1 pseudogene is annotated in these 534 nt (G+C 43.8%); it reads right to left on the reverse strand.

Annotated features, from left to right (window positions below):
- Window positions 1–490 (reverse strand): annotated as a pseudogene (locus C9J03_RS26400) (hypothetical protein); the annotation flags it as partial.
- Window positions 491–534: the final 44 nt, after the last annotated feature.

Consider the following 534-nt stretch of genomic DNA (forward strand, 5'->3'; position numbering starts at 1 on the left):
TATCAGCAGTAGGAGCGATACCTGAATTGAATAAATGGTAAATGACACCATCAAATACCGCAGCCCCATTCACTGACATTACGCCATTTTCAACAACCAGAATTCGCGGCTCAGAAGGTAGACCATTTAAACCTGCACCATTCACTAAATCACAATTGCCTTCAACCCACACTTTATCTGTTGGCGGCGAACCTGCTGTCCCTTCAAAAGCTTGTTTAATTTTGCTGTCACACCGTTTGGCTGTGACTATCACCCCCGCTGAATTTACCTCATCTGTCGCCTCAACCGAACCAGTAATAACAGTAAACTCGCTCTTTACTTCTGCAATTTCATCTCGAGATTTATAGAAAAAGCTTTCAAATGGGTTCATGTTCAGATCTTTGACAAAATCTAATTCAAGTGCACCATTAGCAGCAGGCGGCGTATCTTGTGCGTTAATATCGGCATCCCACGCATTAAGAGCAGCGTACGTATCCGTAGCATAATCCACTCCACATTGCCCTGAAAAACCAGGATATGGCCAATTGGTTTCGG

Origin of the sequence: Photobacterium gaetbulicola (assembly GCF_003025515.1) — a bacterium.
Taxonomy (GTDB): domain Bacteria; phylum Pseudomonadota; class Gammaproteobacteria; order Enterobacterales; family Vibrionaceae; genus Photobacterium; species Photobacterium gaetbulicola.